This window comes from Marinomonas phaeophyticola (assembly GCF_026966905.1).
GTDB lineage: Bacteria > Pseudomonadota > Gammaproteobacteria > Pseudomonadales > Marinomonadaceae > Marinomonas > Marinomonas phaeophyticola.
In genome coordinates this window covers 118437-136539 of sequence record NZ_JAPUBN010000011.1, presented here as the reverse complement: position 1 = coordinate 136539, position 18103 = coordinate 118437, and the positions used below count along the sequence as shown (strand labels likewise).

The window sequence follows — 18103 nt, the reverse complement described above, 5'->3', positions numbered from 1 at the left end:
CTATGTCTAATCAAAATAACATCAAAACAGCGGACTCATCGTCCAATGCGGTACGGCTACTTATCACTCGCTTACACTTTTATGTAGGCTTATTCGTCGGGCCTTTTATCTTCGTTGCCGCGTTAACCGGGGTTTTCTATATTGTTACCCCTCAATTAGAAAGTGCTCTTTATAAAGAAGTATTAACCACTCAAAGTAGCGGTGAATACAAAACACTTACGGAGCAAATCGCCGCCGCTAAATCCAACCTTAATGAAGAGCTCGCCCTCTTTGCAGTGCGCCCAGCGCCAGAACAAGGAGACACCACTCGTATCATGTTCCTGGATCCTAGCGCTGGTTTATCTGGAGCCAGAGCCTTATTTATTGACCCTGTCACATTAGCGCTAAAGGGTAATTTACCCGTATATGGTACCAGTGGCATTTTGCCCTTTAGAACAACAATAGATTATTTACATCGTCAGCTACTACTCGGCGAGTTTGGTCGTTATTACAGTGAATTAGCCGCTTCATGGTTGTGGTTTACCGCCTTTGGTGGCCTATTTATATGGATAAAGGGAGGCAAGCAAGGTCAAGCCAAGTTTGCATCTCGAACGGTATTTTTATCAAAACGAAGACGCCATGGACAATTAGGTTTAATCCTTTTTATTGGATTACTCTTTGTTTCCGCAACCGGACTGACCTGGTCAAAATGGGCCGGCGGAAATATTGGAGAAGTTCGTAAAACACTTGGTTGGGTTACTCCTTCTGTATCGCTTTCTTTAACATCTGAAACACTTCCTATGGATGAACATGCGGAACACAAACATCATTCAAGTCATGTCAACGAATCCAAAACACCAATCACAAACGAGCATTTATTTGATCAAGTATTGGCCGTCGCAAGAGCGGCAGGAATCGATGCTAATAAACTGGAAATTAAACCACCAAAGAGCGCGGATAAAGCCTGGTTTGTTCGAGAAATCGACCGTTCTTGGCCTACCCAAGTAGACAGCGTTGCCGTAGATCCCCGTAATATGAAGGTTATCAGTCGCTCTGACTTTGCCTCCTTTCCAGTTGTTGCAAAGCTCATCCGTTGGGGAATTGATGCCCATATGGGTATTTTATTTGGAGTGGCCAATCAAATCTTACTTACCGTCTTTGGCTTAGCTTTATGCTTAATGATTATTTGGGGGTATAAAATGTGGTGGATGCGTCGACCTGCGGCCGGTCAGACAGCCAAACCCTTGTTACATGCATGGAATAAATTGGCCCTCAGAGGAAAACTCGTCTCTTTAATCGTTGCGATATTACTTAGCGCTTGCTTACCTGTCATGGGCGTGAGTCTTATTGTCTTTCTTTTAATTGATGCTTGGCGTTGGCAACAACTTGCTAAATAATTCGGTAGGTACTTAATACATATGTGCTTACCACGATAAAAATAATGTGCCCGTTCTCATCCTAGAGAGCGGGCACAATAAGAACTAAGTCCCTCAGAATGGCTCGTATTTATTCCCTACAAGCCTATATCCCGTAATCACGCTCTACTCTAGATATTCTCGTTTTAAAAGTGGAGTACCATTTTTCATAACCTAGCTTTTGCGCCTCCAAATGCTCAACGTTGGCTTTCCAGCGTTTAATAGACTCCAAGTCCGACCAATAGGAAACGGTAATCCCCAGATTCTCTCTAGCGGCTTCAATACCTAGAAACCCCGCTTCTTTACTTGCTAAAGATACCATTTTAAAGGCCATATCAGCGTAGCCAACATCATCCTCTTCGGTGCGTATAGAAGTAAAAATCACGGCGTAATAAGGGGGTTAGGTGTTTTTGCAATGAGCGACATACCATATTCCTTAGATTGATAAACTCACAAATTGAGTAACGTTATAGACTAATAGAGTCTTATCAAATCAATTGAAAAACAACCTTTGTTCATACTCGTTAATAGACCTTTCTCGCTTTTCTATCATGAACTTAAATCCGTGCTTAACATCGTAAAAAAACTTATTGGTATTTTATATTTCATTTTTGGACTGATGTATTATATAGTAAAACACAAATTGGTCAACCAATAGAGAATATTATGCCTTCCGATACCCGTTTTATTGATGCAATAGAGTCTCATTCAGTTGAGAAAACACACTATTCAAGAACAACTCTTCAGACCAAAATTGTTCATATTGGTTTTGGTGCATTTCACCGTGCTCACCAAGCCGTTTACACCGACTTAGCCAATGAAGCAGACAGCACTCCATGGGGTATTTTCGGCATTAATCTCTTTCGAAAAGGAAAGCTAACAGAGGCTTTTGCAAAACAAGATAACTTAGCCACTCTTGTTGAGAAAGGTACTCATAGCACAACAAAAAGAGTAGTTCGCTCTTTTACCGGTGCCATGAACATTGCTGATCAAGGTGTTCAGGTCGCATTAGCAAAAATGTGTGAACCTCAAGTCGCGATTGTTTCCCTTACTATTACCGAAAAAGGCTATTGCCTTACTCCCGAAGGCCTTTTAAATCAAGAGCATTCTCTTATATTGCAAGATCTTATCTCTCCACAGAGCCCAATATCCGCCATCGGTATAATTACTGAGGCTTTACGTTTAAGAAGGCGTCAAAAAAAGCCGCCATTCAGTGTGATGTCTTGCGATAATATTCCAGAGAATGGTCATAAAACCAAAGCAGCTATTTTAGGTTATGCCACTTTAGTGGACCCAGAACTAGCTCAATGGATACAAGATCAGGTGGCGTTTCCCAGCACCATGGTTGATAGAATCGTTCCCGCGATGGACGCACACGCCTTTTTAGATCTTGAGCAAGAGATGGGAGTGGCTGATGACTTTGGTTTGATCAGTGAAGATTTCAAACAATGGGTAATTGAAGACCAATTTTGCAATGGTAGACCAAAGTGGCAACTTGCTGGAGCGACAATGGTGACCAATGTTCTCCCTTATGAAGAAATGAAATTACGGATGCTCAATGGCTCCCATTCATTTTTGGCTTATATTGGATCTCTTTGCGGTCATACTTATATCTATGAGTGTATGGAAGACAATACGCTTAAAGCACTTACCCTAGCTCTGATGACTCAGGAACAAGCGCTGTCATTATCGGCCGATTTGAACGTGGATTTAATCGAATACGCTCATTCTTTGATATCACGCTTTAGTAACAAAAACATTAAGCACCAAACCGCTCAAATTGCGATGGATGGCTCACAAAAATTACCACCGAGAGCAATCGACCCTATTTTGACTCTGCTCAATACAGCCCCTTTTAGTAAAGAGCAGCCACCTCAGCTACTTTCTTTATTACTAGCCGGTTGGATGCATTTTATTCAAGGCAAACACGACCCTGACTTTACCCTAGTCGACCCTGAAAGTAAGGCACTAACGACCCTCTTAACGCCATCTAATTCAACATCATTAAGTGAGTCATTACTTTCATTTAAGCCTGTTTTCAACAAGGATTTCCTACAACATCCAGAGTTATCAAAGCAAGTTATAAACTTTTACAATGCCATTGAGAAACAAGGAATTAGAGCGGTTCTTAATGGCTTATCTCACACATTAAGGACCCAATAATGAAATCATTAATATGCGAAAAACCCTTTGAAATTCACTATATTGAAACCCCAAAGCCTGTCATTAAAAACGATGAGGTCTTATTAAAAATTAAAGCCGTCGGTGTTTGCGGTACCGACATCCATGCTTATACAGGCAACCAACCCTTCTTTTCTTACCCTCGTATATTAGGACATGAGATATGCGGTTTAGTGGAAGCGGTAGGAAACGACTGTCCTGCAGAGTTAATGAATCAATATGTTGTTGTTATTCCAGCCATTGCATGTGGAGAATGTGTCGCTTGTAAAGAAGGTAAAACCAATTGCTGCGACACAATTTCTTTATATGGAGTACACCAAGATGGTGGTTTCCAAGATTATTTGGCCGTTAAAGCCAGTAATGTCATCCCCGTACCAGCCTCTGTTGACCCAGCCGCCGCTTCTTTAGTTGAGTGCTTTGCTATTGGCGCTCATGCAAACCGTCGCGCAGACTCAAAGCAAAATGAAAACATTCTCGTTGTTGGCGCCGGTCCAATTGGCTTGGGAACAGCAGCGATAGCATTAGCTAATGGCGCTAATGTGGTATTGGCTGACGTCAGTAATGAACGCCGAGCTCATGCCGAGTCCGTTCTTGGAATCAAAACCTTAAATCCGATTGAAGCAAGTTACACAGACGACCTTTATGACGCATTTAATAACAATCTTGCTTGCACAGTGATGGACGCAACGGGAAATAAAGCTTCCATGTCAAACAGCGTCAATTTAATTCGTCATGGCGGAAAAATCGTATTCATCGGCTTATACATAGGTGATTTACAGCTAGATGACCCTACTTTCCACAAAAAAGAAACCACCCTAATTGCAAGCCGCAATGCCACTTTTGAAGATTTTACCAAAGTGATTGATTTGTTCGAATCAAAAAAAATCAGCGAAAAAATTATGGTCAACCAAGAATTTCAGTTTGACACCATTGGCTTAGATTACGAAAACAACGTTGTAAAAAATAAAGGCCTTGTTAAAGGCGTAATTCGCTTTGACTAATTAAAGGAAAATATGATGACAACCACAAGAATAAAAATTGAAGCGCTGCATACACTAGCCTTTAACAAATTGCAGCAAGCTGGGTACCCAGACAACATCGCCACACAAGTAGCAGATGTATTAGTACATGCTGACTCACGTGGCGTACACTCGCATGGTGTTATTCGAGTAGAGCATTATTGCCACCGTTTATCTCAAGGAGGAATGAATCCAAATCCAAATATGACCATTGAAAAAATTTCTTCCTCAGTAGCGATACTAGATGGAGATGATGGTATGGGTCATTGCGCTCTAATCAAGGCAACAGAGGAAGCGATATCCTTAGCCAAAGAGCATGCGGTGGGGTTTGTCAGTATAAAAAACACCTCCCATTGTGGCGCCTTATCCTACTTTGCTCAAATGGCAGCCGATCAAGGTCTTATCTCTATCTCTATGACTCAAACAGACACCTGTGTGGCTCCATTTGGTGGTGCTGAAGCGTTTTGGGGAACGAACCCTATTGCGTTCGGCTTCCCTGTTGAAAATGGTCACCCTGTCATTATTGATATGGCCACGAGTGCCACCGCATTTGGTAAATTATTACATGCCAAAGAGACAGGACAAGCTATCAGCCTTGGACTCGCTATCGACAAAGATGGTGTCGAAACAACAGACCCTCATGCGGCCACAACACTGCTTCCTTTTGGGTTCCATAAAGGTTCCGGTATTGCGATGGCGATTGATGCACTCACTGGCATGCTGATGGGGGCTAATTTTAGTAACCATATTGTTAGAATGTATGATGACTATGACAAAATGAGAAAACTTGCCAGCTTGATGATTGTTATAGACCCGAGTAAATTCGGAGGACATAGTTTTTCAAATATGATGGCACAGATGGTTTCTGAACTGCATCAAGTCAAACCCGCGCCGGGATTTGATAAAGTGTTGGCTCCAAATGAACCTCAAATAGCCTATTTTGAGGATTGTCAGAAAAATGGCGTCCCCGTTACGACCTCAATCTATCAATATTTAACAAATCACTAACGGAAGCAGGCTTTATGAAACAATATGATATGTTCGTTAACGGTGAGTGGATAAAAGCGAAATCTGGTAAAACCGATTCGGTGATTAACCCATCAACTGAAGCAGTAATCGCAAGCATTCAAAAAGGCGACCAAGACGATGCCGACTATGTTATGGCCTCGGCCAAAGCCGCTCAAATAGAATGGCGCCGAAAACCAGCTCGAGAACGGGCCGACATCATGCGGAAGTTTGCGGCGGAAATTCGTAATAGAAAGCCATTCTTAGCGGAACTTTTAGTAAAAGAGCAGGGAAAATTATTGAAAGTGGCGTTAGGAGAAGTTGAAGCCACCTGCAGCTTTATCGAGTACGCCTGTGATTGGGCTCGTCAGATGGATGGCGACATTGTGAAATCGGATAATCCCAATGAGCATATTTGGATTCACAAAGTGCCGCGGGGTGTAATTGTCGCCATTACAGCATGGAATTTTCCTTTAGCATTAGCAGGACGAAAGATTGGCCCTGCGCTTATTGCAGGTAATACCATAGTCGTTAAACCCACAACGGAAACTCCGTTAGCCACGTTAGAGCTAGGTCATATTGCTGAACATATTGGTCTACCAAAAGGAGTACTCAATATTGTAACGGGTGGAGGTCGAACCCTCGGTGACGCTCTTGTACGACATCCTGATACTAAGATGATTTCCATGACGGGCAGTACTCCTGCAGGTCAAGCCATCGTTAAAGCGGCCGCCGATAACCTTGCTCATGTGCAATTAGAGCTAGGAGGGAAAGCGCCTTTTATTGTCCTTGAAGATGCGGATCTTGAGCAAGCCGCTGCCGCAGCCTTACATTCTCGCTTTGATAACTGCGGTCAGGTTTGTACTTGTAATGAGCGTATGTATATTCATGAAGCCATCTATGATGATTTTATGGCCATTTTCCTTGATAAGGTGAAAGCTCTTAAAGTAGGAGACCCTATGCTCGCTGACACGGATCTGGGCCCTAAGATTAACCAGAAAGAAATTGAAGCAATGGAGCATCTGGTTGCCATTAGTGTAAAAGAAGGCGCTCACATTGCGACAGGAGGTGCGCGTTTACAACAAGGTCTGTATCAACAGGGTTTTTGGTTCGAACCAACTGTGTTAACCAACGTATCTCAAGAAATGACGATTGTACATGAAGAGTCATTTGGCCCTATCCTCCCCGTGATTAAGTTCTCCACACTCGATGAAGTCATTACTTACGCCAACGATAGCGAATACGGTTTAGCCGCTATGGTATGCACTAAGGACATGAAAACCATATTACGCCTAGTCGATGAACTCGAATCAGGAGAGGTCTATATCAACCGCGGCCATGGTGAACAACATCAAGGCTTTCACAACGGCTATAAGCTCAGTGGTACCGGTGGTGAAGATGGAAAATATGGCTTTGAACAGTATTTAGAGAAAAAAACCTTTTACGTTAATTTTGACTAACGCCACCCAAAACACAGAGTGAATCATCACTCTGTGTTTTGCTGCCCAGCACTCACGCTCACTTCATATCGATCACGACTCTTACCATCATGCTTCTGAACACCGCTATTCTTATCTGACACTTACTCATTAATGCTCTAAAATACCCTATAAATGCCTTAATTGAATCAAAAGAAGCGCCCTCCTCATCCGAACACCAATCCCCTAAGGACGTAAACAATGACCGAGTACTTTATTTACAGCTTTATTTACTTAGCCGCTGCGGTCATTGCTGTCCCTATTGCAAAACGTTTAGGACTGGGATCCGTACTTGGGTATTTAATCGCGGGAGTCATTATCGGTCCCATTATTGGCTTAGTCGGTGATGAAACCACCAGTATTCAACATTATGCTGAATTCGGTGTTGTCATGATGCTGTTCCTAGTCGGTTTGGAGTTAGAGCCAAAAATGCTCTGGAAAATGCGCCATCGATTAATGGGATTAGGTGGATTGCAAATTGTTTTAACCACTGTCTCTGTGGCCTTTATTGCCACACTATTTGTGGAAGAATGGTCTGTTGCTCTCGCCATTGGCTTAATTTTTTCCCTTTCTTCCACCGCGATAGTCTTGCAAACCTTTAATGAAAAATCATTAACAAAAACGGATGGGGGACAAAACGCCTTCTCAGTCCTTCTCTTCCAAGATATTGCCGTTATCCCCATGCTGGCACTCATACCCTTACTTGCCTTACCTGAACTCATTGAACTGTCGCAAGCCACATTCACCGACACAGCAGAGAAACATGCTGAACTCAGTTTAGTCGCTGGTATACCTGGATGGGCTTACACCTTGGTGGTCATTGCATCTATTGCGATTGTTGTCATTGGTGGACACTATTTAAGTCGACCCCTTTTTAAATTTGTAGCCGACTCAGGTTTACGTGAAATTTTCACCGCTACCGCACTGATGCTAGTCATTGGCGTAGCCGCACTAATGAGTCTAGTTGGGCTCTCTCCCGCATTAGGAACCTTCTTAGCTGGCGTGGTATTAGCAAATTCAGAATTTCGCCATGAACTCGAATCCAATATAGAACCGTTTAAGGGACTCTTACTTGGTGTCTTTTTTATCACAGTGGGAGCTGGCATTAACTTCACCTTATTAAGTGAAGAGTTTGCCCTCATTATCGGCTTAACTTTAGCGGTAATGCTATTAAAAATGGTCGTATTACTTCTATTATCATTTCTGTTTAACGTCCGGGGCAGTGATCGCTGGTTATTCAGTTTGAGTCTGGCTCAAGCGGGTGAATTTGGCTTTGTTTTATTAAGTTTTAGTGGCCAACAAAACGTTTTGCCAGAGCCTATTATTCAACCACTATCTTTGGTTGTGGCCCTATCCATGTTTTTTACCCCAGCACTATTTATTCTCTTTGATAAAGTAATTTTGCCTCATTATCAAAAAAACAGTAATCAAAGGGAGGAAGACAATATTGATCAACTTGGGTCTGTTATTATTGCGGGAGCGGGACGCTTTGGGCAGATTACCAACCGACTTCTAGTATCTAATAAAATTCCAACGGTGGTACTGGATCACGAATCCAGCATGATAGACATATTACGCTCGATCAATATCAAAAGTTATTATGGTGATGCGACACGTCCAGATCTTTTACATACAGCAGGTATAGAACAAGCTAGCCTATTAATCATCGCCATTGACGATAAAATCCGTTCCGTTGAATTAATCAAATACGTGAAACACGCTTATCCTCAGATAAAAATATTGGCACGTGCCTATGACCGGGGGCATTATTATGCCTCTAAATACGCGGGGGCCGATTACGTTGTCATAGAAACCTATTATTCAGCGGTCGAACTAGGAGCGCAGGCGTTGATCGATTTAGGGTTTTCTTTGAAAAAAGCCAATCAGGTCAGACAAACATTCCAACAATCCGAAGCAAAGAGTGGCGAAGCCTTATATGAAGTATGGCGCCAAAAAGGAGATTTCGATCAAAATTATAGAGCGCTGTTTATACAACTCGAAGAAGAGCTAAATCATGCAATGGAAGCGAGCCAAACAGAAGAAAGCCCTGATTCTCATACGTCTGATCATTCTAAACGTGAAGGGAATTGAATCCAAACAATAATATAAGAGCGTAATTCTAAATGTCTCAAAAAAACCACTCGTTATCGACCCTTAAAATAGGAGTTACGAGGTCAACGCTCATCCAAAACACTTATATCAACAGAGAATAATAAAATAAAAAATTCTCTATTTTGGTTATAACGTTTTATAACAAGCACATCGCAATTTATTATTGGTTTTGACAGCGCGTTTTTATTATCATCTGCGCCCTTCATCCCTAAGACCAAAAGTTACAGGGCTAATTTACATCTGGAATCCGCAGACAATATGACTTCTAAATCTCCCTTGGCATTACTGCCATTATTACTTTTCCTTGTTCTTTTTGTTGGTAGTGGTCTTTGGTATCAGTCTCAAGGCGTTGACTTCGCCTTCTATCAAATCTCAGCACCGGTAGCTATTTTACCCGCGATTGCCTTAGCCGTATTATTAAGTAAAGGACAGTTCGAGCAGCGTATTGAAACCTTTATTCAAGGCGTAGGTGATAACACCATTATCACCATGATCTTGATTTACCTGCTAGCCGGTGCATTTGCCAGTGTCGCAAAAAGTGTGGGTGGTGTTGATGCAACCGTAAACTTTGGTTTAAGTGTCGTACCGCCATCGCTGTTACTACCTGGCTTATTTGTGATTACGGCGTTCGTTGCTACTTCGATGGGCACGTCTATGGGCACAATTGCCGCCATAGCCCCCATTGCTATCGGCGTGTCTGAAGCGGCCGATTTATCACTATTACTGACGGTAGGAACCGTTATTGGTGGCGCTATGTTCGGTGATAATTTATCGATCATTTCAGATACAACAATAGCCGCAACACGAACTCAAGGATGTGACATGCGAGATAAATTCCGCATGAATTTTAAAATCGCATTACCAGCCGCATTAATAACCTTAGTTTGGCTCTTCCTTCAGAGTAGCCATGCACAAATTACCGATATTAAAGAGTATGAGTTACTACGTGTTTTACCTTATGTTGCTGTTTTAGGTTTGGCTGTGGCGGGTGTGAATGTCATTTTAGTACTATTTAGTGGCATCGTTTTGGCTGGCTTAATCGGCTTAACCATGCAAAGCGATTACTCTGTCGTATCTTGGTCTAGCGACATTTACACTGGTTACACAGGCATGCAGGAAATTTTAATTCTCTCGCTATTAATTGGTGGTCTTAGCGCACTCATGAAATCTCAAGGTGGTCTCGATTGGTTAGTCAGTCGTATCGAACGTATCGGCCGCACTTTAGGAGCGAAATCAGATTCAACACGAGCAGGAGAACTAAGCATCAGTGCTGCTGTGGCGTTAACTAACTTATGTACCGCAAACAACACTATTTCAATCTTGATTAATGGCTCTGTCGCAAAAGACATTGCGGCACGTTATCAAGTTGATCCGAGACGCAGTGCTAGCCTATTGGATATTTTTTCTTGCGTGGTACAGGGTGTTTTGCCTTATGGAGCCCAAATACTTTTAGCATCATCCTTAGCAAAAGTCTCTCCATTAGCGCTTGTTGGTTATGTTCAATACAGCTGGCTACTGGCCGTAGCCGCCTTATTGTCTATTTTCATTAAATGGCCAAAAAGCACAAAATAGTACTGTTTAATATCAAATAGAGCTTTATTTGCTATTAACGTGTTTTGTAAGCGATTTTCCACCTTAAAAAATGCCATGTCTTTACGTATAAAAAACAGGTTTCCATAAAGATGAAAACCTGTTTTTTTAGATGAGCAAAAGTTTGTTTTATCGATTAGCTGCCGCGCCTGCACCACCAGCATAAGCATACACTTCTTCTTTACTCGACATAGAATTATCACCTGCTGTACTCATGACTAAAGCGCCATGGGCGGCGGCTAGATCAATACAGGTTTGCATAGTTTGATCATTCAAGAGCCCATGAATCAGGCCTGCAGCAAAGGCATCACCGCCACCAACACGATCAAATATCGGCAAGTTGTTATAGTCACGTGAGAAGAAAATCTCACCATTATGTAAACACAATCCCCCCAGTCATTATGGGATGCATCTTTCACGATTCTCATAGTCGTGACAAAAAGTTGGACATTAGGAAAACGTGCCTGCATAGAATGCAGCGCTTCTGAAAACACCTCTTTATCTAATGTATCCACTTTTCTTGGAAGAGACTCAATTCCAAAAAGAACATCTGCCTTTTGAATTAACCGCGTATTACAGTCATTTGCGGCCTCTCGTCCACCTCTGTCTTTCCATAACGACTCACGATAATTTAAATCATAGGATACGATTGCGCCATGGTTTTTAGCCGCCGTCATTGCGGCCTCAACAACGTCAGGAGAACCTTCAGACAAGGCCGCCATCACCCCCCAACATGGAACCAACGAGGCTTCGCTTTAGCAAACAGAGCATCCCAGTCAATATCCTTGACTGTCAGTTGTGAAATAGGAGTATGCCCACGATCCATGACCGCTTTTGCTCCTCGTTCACCAAAACCACGCTCCATAAAATACATGCCATTACGAACAGATCGACCAATACCATCATGCTCTTTCCACTCAATCCAGTCGGTACTCACTCCCGCTCTTTGCACTAGACCTGCAATTAGGTGGCCCACTTCATTATCGACTAAGGCCGTAATGATGCCGGTTTTATGGCCAAAGCAACTGCTTAACCCTTGAATCACATTGTACTCACCACCACCTTCCCATACACGAAACTGATCCGTTTTACGAATACGATCCACACCAGGATCAAGGCGCAGCATGACTTCACCTAATGCCATACAATCAACATGACTCAACTCTTTTGCAATAATTTCCACGACATCCAACCTTATAAAACGATCTTATTATTGTTTACAAAAAATCTAATATACCACAGTTTGGTTAACCAATAATCGTTAAAATCATACCCTTTGAGTACCAAGATGTATAACCAAAAAAACCTTCCTTTCTAAAAACATGCAAATAGAAAAGAAGGCTGAAACATTATCTCATTTATTTAACGATAAATAAGATTTGGTAACCACATTGTAATCGATGGTATGAAGGTCAATAACAGCAACACAACAACAAGAGGGATTAAAAAGGGTGCTGTTGCAATAACACAACGCTCGAACGGAGTATTGGATACCTTGGCTAACACATAGAGCACCATACCAACAGGAGGCGTCAACAATCCAAGCATTAAATTCAGAATCATAATGATACCAAAATGCACAGGATCAATACCGATTTGCACCGCGACAGGTAATAACACCGGCACTAAAATAGTAATAGCCGCAATGGTTTCCATAAAGCAGCCTAAAATTAATACCAGCAAGGTCATAATCAATAAAATGAGTACGGCATTATCTGTGAAACCTAATAGGCTATGAGCAAACAAGTCAGCAATTTGGTTAGCCGTTAGAATCCAAGCAAAAATGGTCGAGCTAGCCACAATGAGCAGAATAGAGGCTGTTGTTTCAATCGTCTCCTGCGACACTCTTAGAACACTTGCAATACTTAAAGAACGATATACAAAAGCACCTAAACAAAGCGCATACGCTACCGCTGCCACTGCCGCTTCAGTGGGTGTAAAAACCCCCGTAGAAATGCCAACAACGATAATTATTGGGGTTAGCAGAGGTAAAAATGCCCTTTTAAAAGCAAACCAGAGATTGGATAAACTAAAACGCTCATCTTTGGGATAATTACGAATCTTGGCATACCATGACACCATAATCATCAAAGAAAACGCCATTAATAACCCTGGAATCAACCCTGCAGCAAAAAGTTGTCCTATGGAAGTATCCGCCACTACCCCGTAGATAACTAAAGGCAGAGAAGGAGGGATAATTGGACCAATCGTTGAGGATGCCGCGGTGATACCAACAGAGAAGTCAGAATCATAACCCGCGTCTTTCATGGCTTTAATTTCAACATTCCCTAAACCACCAGCATCCGCTACGGCCGCGCCTGACATACCAGCAAACACCACACTGGCACCAACGTTTACGTGACCTAGACCTCCAGGTAACCAACCAACCAATGCGCGAGCGAAGGCAAAAATACGATTGGTAATCCCGCCCGTATTCATTAAATGCCCAGCAAGAATGAAAAAAGGAATCGCTATTAAGGGGAAGCTATTGATACCATTAACCATGTTATGCAATACAACAACACTCGGCACCCCTTCTATTAGAATAAAAACGAGGGACGAAACGCCCAAGGCAACAGCCACGGGTACACCGATAATAAGCAGTACAAATAATATTAAGAACAATAGAAAAATCGACATATCACACCTTTGTTATACAGAAGTAGCTTGTTCTTCAATATTTGAGACAATTTGATGATGACTGAGCTTCATTTTCATCACCATTTTACCGATGGAATAAAGAGACATAGCAACAAAACAAAACGCAATAACCCAATAAAGATAACTTTTAGGCAATTCGACCGATACCAATGTTTGATGTGTCTGCAGGGCAATTTGTGAGGACATCCAAGCACAAGCGCCGTAAAACCCAACACAAACCACCTCAGAAAAGACGGATAATACTTTAGCTAAAGAACTTGGAATAAAACGGTATAAAAACTCTAAGAAGATATGACTGCCTTTTCTGACGGCCGTTATAGAGCCAACAAAGCCGACCAATACTAGTAAAAATCGCGCGATTTCTTCTGTCCATGCCAGTGAATCATTTAAAATATAACGGGTGAAAAATTGAAGAAAAACAATACACATCAACACCCAAAATAAAATCATCACAGGAAGATCAATCATCTTAAAATCTAACGGTTCCTCAATTTGGCTTTCATCAACCAAATTGAGGGGCTCAGAGTCAGACGGATTAGACATTGTCTTGTTAGAAGCTCGACTCATATTGCACCCTCCTTTAATTCAGCGTTATAGCGCACTAATGCCAGATAAATGTTCTTTAGAGAACCCGGAATCAATAGAGTTTAGATAGCTATTTACTTTATCTTGGAAAGGTTTTTTATCTACTTCAACCACTTGTAACCCTTGATCTCGGAACCATTGAGCCAGATTTTCTTCCGCTTCATTAATATCATCCGATGCACGAGCCGCTGCTTTTACAGAAACCTCATCTAATAACGCATAGTCTTCTTTGCTAAGTCGATTTTTAGTCATAGAAGAAACTACTGTTACTAAAGAGTTAGTCATATGACCAGTAAGGTTGATGTATTTCTGAACTTCATAGAATTTTTTGAACTTAATGGTTGGTAATGGATTCTCTTGAGCATCAACCAAACCTTGTTGTAGCGCTAAATACACTTCAGAGAAGGCTAACGGAGAGGCATTCGCATTAACAGCTTTCGGGAACATAAGGAACATAGGTGCATTTGGTACACGGATCTTCATTCCTTCCATATCTTCAGGAGAGTTAATCGGCTTATTAGAGGTTACATGACGGGCGCCATAGTAGGTAAAACCTGTAATATCGTGTCCTGTGGTTTTTTCATAGCCTTGTTTTATACCATCAAACAATTCGCTATCACGATATTTTTTCCAATGATCATAATTACGAATGACAAAAGGTAATCCAGAAAGCGCGAGTGGTTTGTAGGAACTACCAGCAAAAATGGCACCCGTATAGATCATATCTACCGTACCAAAGTTTAATGCTTCATTTAGCTCAACTTCTTTACCTAAAGAGGATGCCGGAAACACCTTAATTGAAACACGACCATCTGTTTTCGTCGCCATTTCTTCCGCGGCCCAAAGCGCTGCCTGATGATAAGGAGAGCCAACTTCGTATACATGCGCCCATTTAATGGTGGTGGCGGCCTGTACTGTACCAGAGAATAGACCAACGGTAAGTGCCGTCATACCTATCATAGATAGAGCAGAACGACGGTCAAACTGATCTTTAAATAGACGAGAAGACAATACTTTCTTTAGCATAATGGAGCCTCTTAGTTTTGTTTGATTTGAACTAACGTAATTCAATCAAGCAATTTTTATTTTTATTGTGTCTACTTTTAAATAGATTTAAAAGAGAAAGCGTTACACGATCGTTTAAATCGATTTAAAAATAGTAGAATAGAATATCCTTTTGGTCAACCAATATAGTAATTGGTATGGTGTTTTTTTTGTATCTCAAATATCGCCCGCTAAAATAAAATCAGCACATCGCTGACCAAGCATCATAGCAACCGCATTTGTATTACCCGCATTAATATTAGGAACGGCTGACATATCACAAACTCTTAATCCCTTGATACCTTTGACCTGTAAGCGGTTATTTAAAACAGACATCGGATCTTCTGCGGCGCCCATTTTACACGTTCCAGCAGGATGATAGTTTGTTTTTACCGTTTTACGACAGTGTTCTGCCAAAGACTCATCTGATAATGAATTTATTTCAGGCATAACAATGGATTTAATCGAATTTGCTAATGGTAGTGTTTGAAAGGATTTAATAAAAAAGCGTTGGCCCGCTATCATAGCAGACAAGTCAGCGTCTTCTTTCAATAAATTGGGACACACTAGGGGCTTATCGTTTGCATTCGAAGACGCCAAACGCACATAACCTCGAGAGACGGGTTTGACCACAACCGTGGTAATCGTCATCCCATAATCATGATTTACAAGATTCAAAACATCTCTATCTAGATAGACCATAGGGACACAGAATGCCTGTATTGTCGCCTCTTCAGTGTCACTTATTGGATTAACAAAGGCACCCGCTTCCACCCCAGCCGACGTAACAGGGCCGGAACCAAATAGCGCAAACTGCAAGCCATTACGCCACATTCGCCAACCCTCCCCTTGTTTAAAATAACCAAAACCTTTTTTTGCCGTCGCTATGATAGGCACTTCAGGATGATCAATTAAGTTTTCTCCAACACCTGGTAAGTCAACAATACAGTGAATACCGTGCTGCTCGAGTTGCTCAGCGCCTCCGACTCCAGAAAGCATTAATAACTTAGGTGTAATTAACGCTCCAGCGGCTAGGATCACCTCTCCAGCGAGAGCATTGTCCAGGCGTGCTTCTAAAACTTCACCACTCTCATTTTCATAAATAACCCCAACGGCAACACCATCTTCAATAATAACTTTGTGAACTCGACACTGCAGCTGAATCTCTAAATTATTCGGCGTTTGATCTTCACCTAAAAAAGCATAAGCGGTACTACTGCGACGCCCATTACGGTTCGTAAATTGATAAAACCCGACGCCCTTTTGCTGAGCACCATTAAAATCGTCATTAAAAGGAATGCCTTGAGCTTGTACACTTTGCACAAAGGCTCGAGAAGAATCATCAATATGCTGAGGATCAGACACCAGCACAGGACCAGAAGCACCATGATATTCGTTCAATAAACGGTTATTCGCTTCCATCTCTTTAAAATACGGCAACACATGCTCCCATCCCCATTGTGCGTCGTCTCCTAGGATCTGCTGCCATTCATTATAATCACTGGCTCGACCTCTCATATATACCTGAGCATTAACAGATGAGCCGCCACCCAACACATTGCCTTGTGGAATATCATGCACTCTCCCCCCTAAATGGGCTTGAGGAGTCGTGTGATAATAATGCATGTATTTGCTGCCATTAATCATTTTAAAAATACCGGCTGGCATATCCAGTAACGGATGCTTATGACTATAGCCTCCTTCTAATAATAAAACGGCCGCCGTATCTTTTTTCGCTAACCTTGCGGCCGCCACCGCACCAGCAGAGCCACCACCAACCACTATGTATTTATAATGAGAACGCATATCTAACCTCAAGATGGCAGGTTCGAAGGCAAAGTCTAAATGCCTTACAAAACACAATAAAAACAGAGATGTAATAAACAATAAAGCAACGTTTAGGATACTCGCTAGAACTCAGTTCGACGCATTTTGCTGTTAATCACTTTAGCTTGAATAACCACAACAACCAATAAAAAACCACCTCGAATAACGGACTGCCAATAGGCACTAAAGCTGATGGTTCCAAGTCCATTCTCAAAGTTCAAGATGTTAAAAATCAATCCTAATAAAATCGCCCCTAATAGTGTTGAGGTAATAGAACCTAAGCCTCCCGTTAACAGCGTTCCACCAACCACCACGGCCGCAATAGCTGATAATTCCCAACCTAACCCCTCTAATGGTTGTCCCGCTCCAAACCCTGATGCCAACATGACCCCTGATAAGCCGGCTAATGCGCCACTTAATATATACACACCAAATAGGGTTTTATTCACCTCGAGTCCCATCAACTTCGATGCTTCTTCATTGCCACCAATGGATAAGACATGACGCCCAAAGGCAAACTTTTCCAACAATATCCAACAAAACACGAAGGCGACTAACATAGCGACGATTGGCCACGGAATGAAATCAAACATTTTACCTAGACCAAACTGAGTAAAATTACTGTCCCAAGAGACTTGTACTGATTGATTGTCTGATAGCACTAACGCCATCCCTCTAGCACCTAACATCATGGCTAAAGTGGCAATAAATGGCACAATCTTTAGCTTTGTGATGACAAAGGCATTAATCGCTCCAGCAAGAACCCCAACAAGAATGCCAACAGGTAACGCGACTTCAATCCCGTAAGGACTTGCATGAGCAACGACCACACTAGACAATGCGACGACAGAACCAACAGACAAATCAATACCGCCAGTCATAATCACAAAGCACATTCCAAGGCCAATCAAAATAAACATGGAGTTATAAGACAGAAACGTCATGATATTGTATTCGCTCAGAAAAGCGTCATAACGCAAACTAGCAAAAAGTGTAATCAACATAAGCGCGACTAACACGCCTTCCGCTTGCTTCGACGTATTTCTCTTACGCTTCATACCGGATAGGTTTGACATCATAGAAAGTATATTCATGATTTAGCCCCTCTAACTTGCTGTAGGTAAACAGCAACAATAATAATCACCGCTTTAGCTACCATAGCGACGGCATCGTGGACACCGTTCGCTAATAGGGTATAGCCCACTAA

16 protein-coding genes are annotated in these 18103 nt (G+C 42.0%); 7 read left to right on the top strand and 9 right to left on the bottom strand.

Annotation, left to right across the window (positions count from 1 at the left end; translation table 11 throughout):
* The first annotated feature begins 2 nt into the window (after positions 1–2).
* Entirely contained in the window at positions 3–1376 is a 1374-nt protein-coding gene (locus O1D97_RS04515; protein WP_269123201.1) for a PepSY-associated TM helix domain-containing protein, read from the top strand.
* Between the two features lie 124 nt (positions 1377–1500).
* On the opposite strand, the gene O1D97_RS04510 is transcribed toward O1D97_RS04515, so the two are convergent.
* Positions 1501–1716, bottom strand: coding sequence for an antibiotic biosynthesis monooxygenase family protein (locus O1D97_RS04510; RefSeq protein ID WP_330221436.1), 216 nt, complete (start codon positions 1714–1716; stop codon positions 1501–1503).
* A gap of 344 nt (positions 1717–2060) precedes the next feature.
* Here O1D97_RS04510 and O1D97_RS04505 point away from each other — a divergent pair, with 344 nt between their 5' ends.
* From O1D97_RS04505 to O1D97_RS04480, 6 genes are all read left to right on the top strand, one after another.
* Positions 2061–3557 carry a mannitol dehydrogenase family protein gene (locus O1D97_RS04505; protein WP_269123200.1) on the top strand — a complete coding sequence of 499 codons (1497 nt, stop codon included), beginning with the start codon at positions 2061–2063 and terminating at the stop codon, positions 3555–3557.
* Positions 3557–4576 carry a zinc-binding alcohol dehydrogenase family protein gene (locus O1D97_RS04500; RefSeq protein WP_269123198.1) on the top strand — a complete coding sequence of 340 codons (1020 nt, stop codon included), beginning with the start codon at positions 3557–3559 and terminating at the stop codon, positions 4574–4576. The genes O1D97_RS04505 and O1D97_RS04500 overlap by 1 nt, the downstream gene beginning before the upstream one ends.
* 15 nt (positions 4577–4591) lie before the next feature.
* On the top strand, positions 4592–5602 hold the full coding sequence (locus O1D97_RS04495) for an Ldh family oxidoreductase (RefSeq protein WP_269123196.1): 1011 nt from the start codon (positions 4592–4594) through the stop codon (positions 5600–5602).
* Positions 5603–5616: 14 nt separating this feature from the next.
* Entirely contained in the window at positions 5617–7059 is a 1443-nt protein-coding gene (gene aldA, locus O1D97_RS04490; protein ID WP_269123194.1) for an aldehyde dehydrogenase, read from the top strand.
* Between the two features lie 219 nt (positions 7060–7278).
* A complete protein-coding gene (locus tag O1D97_RS04485; protein WP_269123193.1) occupies positions 7279–9168 on the top strand; it encodes a monovalent cation:proton antiporter-2 (CPA2) family protein in 1890 nt (629 codons plus the stop codon).
* 279 nt (positions 9169–9447) lie between these two features.
* A complete protein-coding gene (locus O1D97_RS04480; RefSeq protein WP_269123191.1) occupies positions 9448–10761 on the top strand; it encodes a Na+/H+ antiporter NhaC family protein in 1314 nt (437 codons plus the stop codon).
* Between the two features lie 147 nt (positions 10762–10908).
* Here the strand turns inward: O1D97_RS04480 and O1D97_RS04475 are convergent, their stop codons facing one another.
* The 8 genes from O1D97_RS04475 to O1D97_RS04440 all read right to left on the bottom strand — a co-directional run bounded on the left by O1D97_RS04475 (position 10909) and on the right by O1D97_RS04440 (position 17990).
* A complete protein-coding gene (locus O1D97_RS04475; RefSeq protein ID WP_269123849.1) occupies positions 10909–11055 on the bottom strand; it encodes a hypothetical protein in 147 nt (48 codons plus the stop codon).
* A gap of 11 nt (positions 11056–11066) precedes the next feature.
* The gene (locus tag O1D97_RS04470) at positions 11067–11501 is read right to left on the bottom strand and encodes a hypothetical protein (RefSeq protein WP_269123189.1); all 435 of its coding nucleotides are present in this window, start codon (positions 11499–11501) and stop codon (positions 11067–11069) included.
* Entirely contained in the window at positions 11501–11962 is a 462-nt protein-coding gene (locus tag O1D97_RS04465) for a carbohydrate kinase family protein (protein WP_269123187.1), read from the bottom strand. The genes O1D97_RS04470 and O1D97_RS04465 overlap by 1 nt, the downstream gene beginning before the upstream one ends.
* A gap of 179 nt (positions 11963–12141) precedes the next feature.
* A complete protein-coding gene (locus tag O1D97_RS04460) occupies positions 12142–13419 on the bottom strand; it encodes a TRAP transporter large permease (RefSeq protein ID WP_269123185.1) in 1278 nt (425 codons plus the stop codon).
* Between the two features lie 12 nt (positions 13420–13431).
* Positions 13432–14007 carry a TRAP transporter small permease gene (locus O1D97_RS04455; protein WP_269123183.1) on the bottom strand — a complete coding sequence of 192 codons (576 nt, stop codon included), beginning with the start codon at positions 14005–14007 and terminating at the stop codon, positions 13432–13434.
* A gap of 24 nt (positions 14008–14031) precedes the next feature.
* Positions 14032–15051, bottom strand: a complete 1020-nt coding sequence (locus tag O1D97_RS04450; protein ID WP_269123181.1) for a sialic acid TRAP transporter substrate-binding protein SiaP — start codon at positions 15049–15051, stop codon at positions 14032–14034.
* 195 nt (positions 15052–15246) lie between these two features.
* Positions 15247–16875, bottom strand: coding sequence for a GMC family oxidoreductase (locus O1D97_RS04445; RefSeq protein ID WP_269123180.1), 1629 nt, complete (start codon positions 16873–16875; stop codon positions 15247–15249).
* 104 nt (positions 16876–16979) lie between these two features.
* The gene (locus O1D97_RS04440) at positions 16980–17990 is read right to left on the bottom strand and encodes an ABC transporter permease (protein WP_269123178.1); all 1011 of its coding nucleotides are present in this window, start codon (positions 17988–17990) and stop codon (positions 16980–16982) included.
* Positions 17991–18103: the final 113 nt, after the last annotated feature.

Bases quoted from the DNA above. Each gene is read 5' to 3' on its own strand.
- O1D97_RS04515 (WP_269123201.1), top strand. From the start codon at position 3: ATGTCTAATCAAAATAACATCAAAACAGCGGACTCATCGTCCAATGCG.
- O1D97_RS04510 (WP_330221436.1), bottom strand. From the start codon at position 1,716: ATGGTATCTTTAGCAAGTAAAGAAGCGGGGTTTCTAGGTATTGAAGCC.
- O1D97_RS04505 (WP_269123200.1), top strand. From the start codon at position 2,061: ATGCCTTCCGATACCCGTTTTATTGATGCAATAGAGTCTCATTCAGTT.
- O1D97_RS04500 (WP_269123198.1), top strand. From the start codon at position 3,557: ATGAAATCATTAATATGCGAAAAACCCTTTGAAATTCACTATATTGAA.
- O1D97_RS04495 (WP_269123196.1), top strand. From the start codon at position 4,592: ATGACAACCACAAGAATAAAAATTGAAGCGCTGCATACACTAGCCTTT.
- aldA (WP_269123194.1), top strand. From the start codon at position 5,617: ATGAAACAATATGATATGTTCGTTAACGGTGAGTGGATAAAAGCGAAA.
- O1D97_RS04485 (WP_269123193.1), top strand. From the start codon at position 7,279: ATGACCGAGTACTTTATTTACAGCTTTATTTACTTAGCCGCTGCGGTC.
- O1D97_RS04480 (WP_269123191.1), top strand. From the start codon at position 9,448: ATGACTTCTAAATCTCCCTTGGCATTACTGCCATTATTACTTTTCCTT.
- O1D97_RS04470 (WP_269123189.1), bottom strand. From the start codon at position 11,501: ATGGCGGCCTTGTCTGAAGGTTCTCCTGACGTTGTTGAGGCCGCAATG.
- O1D97_RS04460 (WP_269123185.1), bottom strand. From the start codon at position 13,419: ATGTCGATTTTTCTATTGTTCTTAATATTATTTGTACTGCTTATTATC.
- O1D97_RS04455 (WP_269123183.1), bottom strand. From the start codon at position 14,007: ATGAGTCGAGCTTCTAACAAGACAATGTCTAATCCGTCTGACTCTGAG.
- O1D97_RS04450 (WP_269123181.1), bottom strand. From the start codon at position 15,051: ATGCTAAAGAAAGTATTGTCTTCTCGTCTATTTAAAGATCAGTTTGAC.
- O1D97_RS04445 (WP_269123180.1), bottom strand. From the start codon at position 16,875: ATGCGTTCTCATTATAAATACATAGTGGTTGGTGGTGGCTCTGCTGGT.
- O1D97_RS04440 (WP_269123178.1), bottom strand. From the start codon at position 17,990: ATGAATATACTTTCTATGATGTCAAACCTATCCGGTATGAAGCGTAAG.